This window comes from Mesorhizobium sp. M7A.F.Ca.ET.027.03.2.1 (assembly GCF_003999175.1).
Taxonomy (GTDB): Bacteria; Pseudomonadota; Alphaproteobacteria; order Rhizobiales; family Rhizobiaceae; genus Mesorhizobium.
The window spans coordinates 1-7046 of record NZ_RZOM01000207.1 but is presented as its reverse complement, the minus strand read 5'-3'; the positions used below and the strand labels follow the sequence as shown (position 1 = coordinate 7046).

General features: G+C 63.0%; 5 protein-coding genes and 1 pseudogene. All 6 read right to left on the bottom strand.

What is annotated here, in order from left to right:
* Window positions 1-139 precede the first annotated feature (139 nt).
* Complete coding sequence (locus EN750_RS11850; protein ID WP_127396532.1) at window positions 140-1150, bottom strand: sugar-binding transcriptional regulator; 1011 nt, start codon at window positions 1148-1150, stop codon at window positions 140-142.
* A 423-nt stretch (window positions 1151-1573) separates the two neighbouring features.
* The gene (locus EN750_RS11845; RefSeq protein ID WP_164748772.1) at window positions 1574-3232 is read right to left on the bottom strand and encodes a glycerol-3-phosphate dehydrogenase/oxidase; all 1659 of its coding nucleotides are present in this window, start codon (window positions 3230-3232) and stop codon (window positions 1574-1576) included.
* A 50-nt stretch (window positions 3233-3282) separates the two neighbouring features.
* Window positions 3283-4059: a DeoR/GlpR family DNA-binding transcription regulator gene (locus tag EN750_RS11840; protein ID WP_127269804.1), complete on the bottom strand. Its 777-nt coding sequence runs from the start codon at window positions 4057-4059 to the stop codon at window positions 3283-3285.
* Window positions 4056-5591, bottom strand: coding sequence for an FGGY-family carbohydrate kinase (locus EN750_RS11835; protein ID WP_127396531.1), 1536 nt, complete (start codon window positions 5589-5591; stop codon window positions 4056-4058). Before EN750_RS11835 ends, EN750_RS11840 begins: the two co-directional genes overlap by 4 nt.
* A 391-nt stretch (window positions 5592-5982) precedes the next feature.
* Window positions 5983-6531 carry a flavin reductase family protein gene (locus tag EN750_RS11830; protein WP_127396533.1) on the bottom strand — a complete coding sequence of 183 codons (549 nt, stop codon included), beginning with the start codon at window positions 6529-6531 and terminating at the stop codon, window positions 5983-5985.
* Between the two features lie 63 nt (window positions 6532-6594).
* A pseudogene (locus EN750_RS11825) lies at window positions 6595-7046 on the bottom strand (acyl-CoA dehydrogenase); the annotation flags it as partial.

The following is a 7046-nucleotide window of genomic DNA, read 5'->3' as shown; positions in this document are numbered from 1 at the left end:
CGAGCGCCATGGCGCCGAGCAGGACGACAACCGCGGCGCCGGCAAGTGCCCGACGCAGGGCGGGCGAAGCCGGCCTGGTCGATGCGGTGGCGGCTTTCACGCTCATGACGCAACCGCCAGCAAGGCTGATCCGCGCTTGTCACGCATTTGACGATCCTCCGTTCACATGGCGCTTCGCGCCATTGGGTTTGTTCTGTTCGACAAGGGCACGAGCGGTGGACTCGTCGGTGATCAGGCCGCTCAGATAGCGGCTTTCGAGCACCGCTTTGATGGCGCGTATTTTCACCTTGCCGCCGGCGACCGCGACGATCCGGCGACCTTTCAACTGATCCCGCGGAAGCGCGAGAATCCTGTCCGACAACGCCGTTTCCACCGGGCGCCCCTTGTCGTCGAAGAAGTGGGCGAGCAACTCGCCGACGCCGCCATCGCGTTCGACCTCATCGATTTCGGAATGTTCGATCATGCCGGTAGCGACCAACGAAGCTTCCCGCTCGGCGGTCCCTATGCCGACGAACATCAGGTCGGACCGGCTTGCGAGGGCGAAGACATCGCTAATGCCGCGCTGACCAAGCAGCACTTCACGGTCCTCGGCGGTGTTGGCGACGAAAGGCACCGGCATCACATAGGCCTGCGCGCCGGTCCGCTCGGCCAGCCGATGCATGACGTCGTGCGGGTTGGCCGCGAATTTGCGCGTCACGCCGCCAAGCAGCGAGACGAAACGGATATGGGCAGCGGCGGTGCGCGTCAGATACTCGACGCTTGCGGCAAGGGTACGGCCATGGCCGACGCCGATCAGCATGTCCTCGCCGCGATCGATCTCCCGCTTCAGAAACTGAGCGCCGGCGATGCCAAGCGCCTTCAGCGGCAGCTCGTCCTGATCGAGATCAGGAACAACCTCGCAGTAGTCGAGCCCGTAAGCAGTGATCAGCTGCTGCTCGAGGTCGATGCATTCGCCGACATCGCCGTCGATGATCACCCTGACAAGGCCATCCTGGGTGGCCCGGGTGATGAGCCGATGCGCCTTGAGGCTGGTCAGGCCGAGCCGCTTGGCCACCTGGGCCTGCGTCAGACCCCCGGCATAGTGAAGCCAGGCCGCGCGGGTGGCGAGGCTGGACTCATAATCGCGGTTAGTGGCTCCGCCGGATTTCAAGACATCTCCTCCCTGAGATGATATTATTATCTTTGTGTGCAAAAATTTTCACATCCCTGCATCGCTGTCAATCCCTCGCCGGATTTGGCGCATGCACATATGGGGAATTCACAGGTCTCGCCCTTCCCGAAACGCCGGTCTGCCGGCATTTCGGCGGGCAACATCGACCCATTAGGAGGTGAGCATGTTACTCGATCATACGGCTATGTTAATTTAACGTCAATCTGTGTTATTTCGTGCCTGAGCCAGTAGAATTGCACAGCCATCGGCTATCTAATTTTTTGCTAACTAGCTGTTTCTTCAGAATAATATCTGACATCGGCAAAATCCCAATCCACCTGTGAGTTGAGCGATTGGGGATGCGACGCATCCTTAGGCAAACCGACCGGATTGCCTTGGGAAAGAGCATCGGCGACGGAATGATCAGCCCAGCCGCATCAGGTTCCGGTCCTCGAGTTCCAGGGCGGCGGCCTCGACTTCCTCTGCGAGGCGCCCGGCGCTCCAGCCCAGCGCCCGTCCGGCAATCGTCGCAATCTCCTGCAGATCCCGGCCCGTCAGTGACCCTGATATCGCCAGGGTGCTGCGGCGCATGACGATATCGGCCAGATGTTCGACGAACTCGGTGCGGACGATGTAGTCAATTTCCGATCGGCTGTAGCTTTCTGAATCCGGCAGTCGGCCCTCATCATCCGGTTCATGTGTGGCGATCTGCGTGGCTCTGGTGCCATATCGCGACAGCAGCGCCTCGAGACGCCGTTCTCCAGCGCCCGTCTCCGAGTGAGCCAGAGCCAGCCAACTTGCTCGCGCTGCAGCATCAGCCGGGAAATCCCTGCCGCCGCCGATCGGCATGGTCTGCGTCGTCACCTTGCGGCTGCGCTGCAGGCGGCCGAGCACGGTGTCGGCGACTTCCTCGGCGAAGCCGCGAAAGGTCGTCCACTTGCCGCCGATCAGCGAGATGACTGCGAATGGTCTGTTCCGATCCGGCTCGGCGACGGGCGCCGAGTGGTCACGGCTGATCAAGCCGGGCACCGATGCATCCGAGGCCGGCAGCGGCCGGATGCCGCTATAGGCATAGACGATCTGGTCGCGCTCGAACGCCATCCCCGGCAGCAGCGTCCGTACGCTGTCGAGCAGGTACTCGACTTCGTCAGGTTCGCAGCGCACCGCGTCGGGGTTGTCGGCCTTGATGTCGGTGGAGCCGACCAGCGCCAGGCCGAGATAGTCGTAGACAAGGCAGATGCGGCCGTCATCGGCCTCGAAATAGAGCATGCGTCCGGCCAGGCTTTTGACCAGCTCGTCGTGCTTCAACAGGATGTGCGAGCCCTTGGTGCCGCCGATCATCTTCGACGGCGCGCCTAGCGAATCGTTGACATCGTCGATCCATGGACCGGCGGCATTGACCACCAGCTTCGGCCGCACCGAAAAGGCCGCGCCGTTTTCCGGCTGGAACGTCAGCACGCCATCGGCGGACTTCGCCAGCGCCGTGTAGTTCGCGCTGGCCGAGGCCTCGTTTGCCTGCAGCCCATCGAGGATCAGTTCGAGCACGAGCCTCTCGGGGTGGCTTATCTTGGCGTCGTAATAGGTGCCGGTGGCGACGATCGAGGGGGCGAGCGCCGGCATCTCACTGAGCGCCTGGCGCCGCCCGACCATGCGGTGACGCGGCATGACCTGGTTTCGCGAGCCATAGAAATCATAGATCATCAGGCCGATCTTGATCAGGACGGCGCCACGGCTGCGCGGCGCGCTGGTCGAGCCGAACAGCGTCCGCAGCGCAGCCAGCATGCCCTTGCTCCAGGAGAAGATCGGGATGACCGTTGGCAGCGGGCTGACATAGTGCGGCGCGTTTTTCAAAAGCAAATTGCGTTCGAGCGTCGACTGCGCCACCAGCCTGAACTCGCCGGTTTCGAGATATTTCAGACCGCCATGAATGAGCCGCGATGGCGCAGCACTCGTGCCGGAGCCGAAATCCGCCTTGTCGACGATCAGGCAGCTGACGCCTTGCGCGCACAGATCGCGAAACAGCCCTGCCCCGTTGATGCCGGCGCCAAGAATGACGACGTCGACCTCCCCGGCTCCGGCCATAGCGGCCAGACGCCCGGCTGGATTTTCCGTACGTATTGCTTCGCTCGAGCTCATGGCGCTTTCGTCTTGACGATGCGCAGCTTCACGCCGGCCCGTTCGAGGGCTTGCGCCCGCGCATCGCCCAGGCCTTCGGTCGCCAGCACGACATCGAAGCTGGTCAGATCATCGAAGACATGCAGCGCGATCCTGTCGAACTTGGCATGGTCGATCAGAAGGATACGCTTGACCGATGCGGCCATCATCGCCTGCTTGACCCGCACGACATTGGGATCCTGGATGAAGGCGGTGGTTCCGGTGATGGCCGAAGCCGAACAGATCAGCACATTGGCGCGCAGCTGCGCCACCGCGTTCTCGCAGACGATGCCGATATAGGCGTTGTAGGTGTTGTGGTACTGGCCGCCGAGACAGATGAAGTCGAGTTCGTCGACATGGGTCAGCAGTGCAGCCGTCGCCACTGAGTTGGTGATGACGGTCAGCGGCTTGACGTCGAGCAGGAGCGTAGCGACCGCATTTGCCGTTGACGAATCGTCCAGCATCACCACCTGGCCAGCTTCGATATAATCGAGTGCTGTCCGCGCCAGCGCATCCTTTTCGGCCCGGTTGACCGTCACCCGGTAGCGGAAGGCGCTTTCGTAGAGACCGGAAGGCTGAACCGTGACCGCACCGTGCAGCTTGCGCAACACGCCCTGCTGCGCCAGCCGGTCGATGTGCCGGTGGATGGTCATGCGCGATACGCCGAAATGCTCGACCAGATCGTCGATGCGTACCTGGCCGAGCTTGATCACATAGTCGGCGATCTCTTCGCGTCGTTCGTCGGCCTTGATCATGCGGTCCCCTCGGTGTCTGGCCGCGCCAGCTTCTCGATGTCGGGCCAATGCGGCACGAGCGCACCGGCTATGCGGCCATAGAGGGAAAAGCGCTCGTTGAACACAGCACTCGAGGCCAGCACTGGCTCGTATTGGCGCGCCGTCATGCCGACCTGCCGGGCGCCTTCTTGCGGCGTCGCGAAGATGCCAACCGCCGCACCAGCGCAAAGCGCAGCGCCAAACGCCGCAGCCTCGTCGGTCGAGGTGACGGTGACCGGGGCGTTCAGCACATCGGCAAACATCTGGACGAAGGCCGGATTGCGCGAGCCGCCGCCCGTCAGGCGGATTTCGCTGATGGCAAAGCCGTCGCGCAAGGCTTCGACATGGGTACGATGATTGAAAGCAATGCCCTCCAGAACCGCCTTGAGCATATCGCCGCGATTGTGCCAGCCATGAAGGCCGACAAAGCTGCCGCTGGCGACATCGCCAAAGGGGGAGCCGAACAGATAAGGATGAAACAGGATGGTCGACCGCTTTTTAAGCGCCTCGTCGATCTCTGCCGCCAAAACCTCGTGGATCGAGCCACCACCGACCGATGCCCTCTCCTGTTCCGAGCGGCAGAACGTGTCGAGAAACCAATCGTAGTTCGCGGTCGAGGCCGGCGAGATCGCCATGTTGTTCCAGCGGCCGGCGTCGATGGCGTTGCGACAGAGCCAACGCGGATCGACGCGCGGTTGCGAAGAGACCACTTCGTTGATGGAATAGGTCCCGGCGACAATGGCAAGCACGCCCTCCTCATGGCCGCCCATGCCAAGTGCGGAGGCAGTTACGTCATGCAGGCCGCTCGCCACCGGTGTCCCCTTGGCAAGGCCGGTCATATCGGCGGCCTCGGCGGTAACGTGGCCGGCGATCTCGGCCGAATGCGCCATCGGCGGCAGCGCGTCGAAAAGATCGTCCAGTTCGAAGATGCGCATCGCTTCCAGCGCGTAATCCTGCGTGCGGAAATCCGTGAATGAGGTGCTGGCCTCGGTACGGTCGGTGCCGATCGTGCCGGTCAGGCAAAAGCGCAGCCAGTCCTTGCAGGCCAGTATATGCCCGATGCGGCCATAGCGGGCCGGTTCGTGCTCTCTGATCCAGGCCAGCAGCGCCGACGGAGCCGAAACGTGCGGCGCCTGTCCGGTACGCGCCAACGCATTTTGGAAGACCCCATCCGCCGACCATTGTTCGACAATCTCGCCGGCGCGGCTGTCAAGCGACAGGATACCGGGGCCTAGCGGCCGGCGATCCTTGTCGAGCAAATAGAGACCATCGCCGTGTGCGGTCGCCGCCACCGCCTTGATATCGTTGGCGGCCCGGCCGCACAATGCGATCGCTTCGCGGATGGCATCGGCGGTGGCTTGCCATAGCCTTGCCATGTCGCGCTCCACCCAGCGCGCATGGGGCATCGACTGCGGGACGCGCCGGCGCGCCACCGACAACTGCGTGCCATCGGCATCGAAGATCACCGCCTTGGTGACCGTGAGACCGTTATCGATTCCGAGCAAACTGGGCATGGGCGCCGCCGCTTTCAGCAACTGGTGAAGGGCGCTGCAAGGCAAACCTGCAGGTTGGGATAGGGATGACAGGCATGACGACAATCAACGAGCAACGGTGATACAAAAGGGACGCATCCGACGCGGTAAAAAGACCATAGTAGCATGTTAAGTTAACGTCAATACGTGAGATATTTTGCGGATATGTCTGACGTCATCTGCGACGAAAATTGCCATCCCCTCGTACCGCATCCGATGCGGACGAAGTTCCGGCTAGTGCCCAACTGGCCGGATAGCCTTCAACCCCGCGCTGGGAGCCAGAGAGCACGGTACGATTGACGCCGAACGCGCTTCGACTGGCTTTGCGAGTTCCTGCGCAACGACCGGACAACCCGCGCCGCTTCGGCGCCGTTCAAAGAAAACGCGACGACTCAAGAAGCTCAGCCACCCCGTCCAGTTCCTTGTGCAGGCGATGCCAGCGACGGTCGAGATAAACAAGCGAATGCGCCTCCGGGGGGACCTCGTCCGGCTGTACCTCGCCGTCAAGGAGTTCGGCCGCGACCAGTGTCGCGCCCTCAATCGGCAGAACGCCGAGCCGACGGGCGCGGAACCAGGTCGAAACGCCGGTATAGCGCGGTTCGCCGGTGGGCAGCCGCGCCCAGGCGCCTCCCGGAGGGAAGCGTTCCGCGCCGCTCGACGCGCAGAGCTGCGCCAGGTCGATATCAGTGAAGCGCAGCAGGTGGATCACCATGGTCTCGGCCCGCAGCAAAGGCTCGGACGAAGTCGATTTCATCGAGAGCGAGAAGGCGACGACCGGCGGCGCGGCACTTACCGAGATCAGCGAGGATACGGTCATCGCCACCGGCCTGTCGCCGGGATCGGCCGTGATCACGGCAACACCGGCCGGATGGTGGCGAAAGGCTTCGCGGAAGGCGTTGGTCATCGGATGCGGGAAGCTCATCGACATCTCTCTTCTGCAGCGTGAAATAGGGGCCGGACGGCGTCCGCCGTCCGGCCCTTGCGACTACTTCTTCTCGATCAGGTCGTAGAACTGCCAGGTGCGATCGCTCCACAGGCCGCCGATGTCGCGACCGGCCGAGGTGACGATCGACGGCGCGATCGTGAAGTGGTTGGCCGCCACCATCATCTCGCGGAAGGTGCGCTGGATCACACCGGCGCGCAGCGACGCGCCGCCGCCCGCGCGGTAGGCGAAGTTGCAGATATCGACGCCAACCTCGTGAATCTCGGATTTGGCCAGATGGACAAGGCTGATCTGCCGCGTCGATACGCTGTTGCCGGCTTCGACCGTCGCCTCGATGTCGCACCAGGCTTCGAAGACAAAGGCGCGGGCAGCGCGATAGCGGGCTTCGGCGCGGCCATAATCGTGCCAGAACTTCTCGCTCTCGCCGATCAGGCCGGCGCGACCCGATTTGCTGCGGGCGAACTTGGCGATCTCGTCCAGCATCCGCCGCCCAG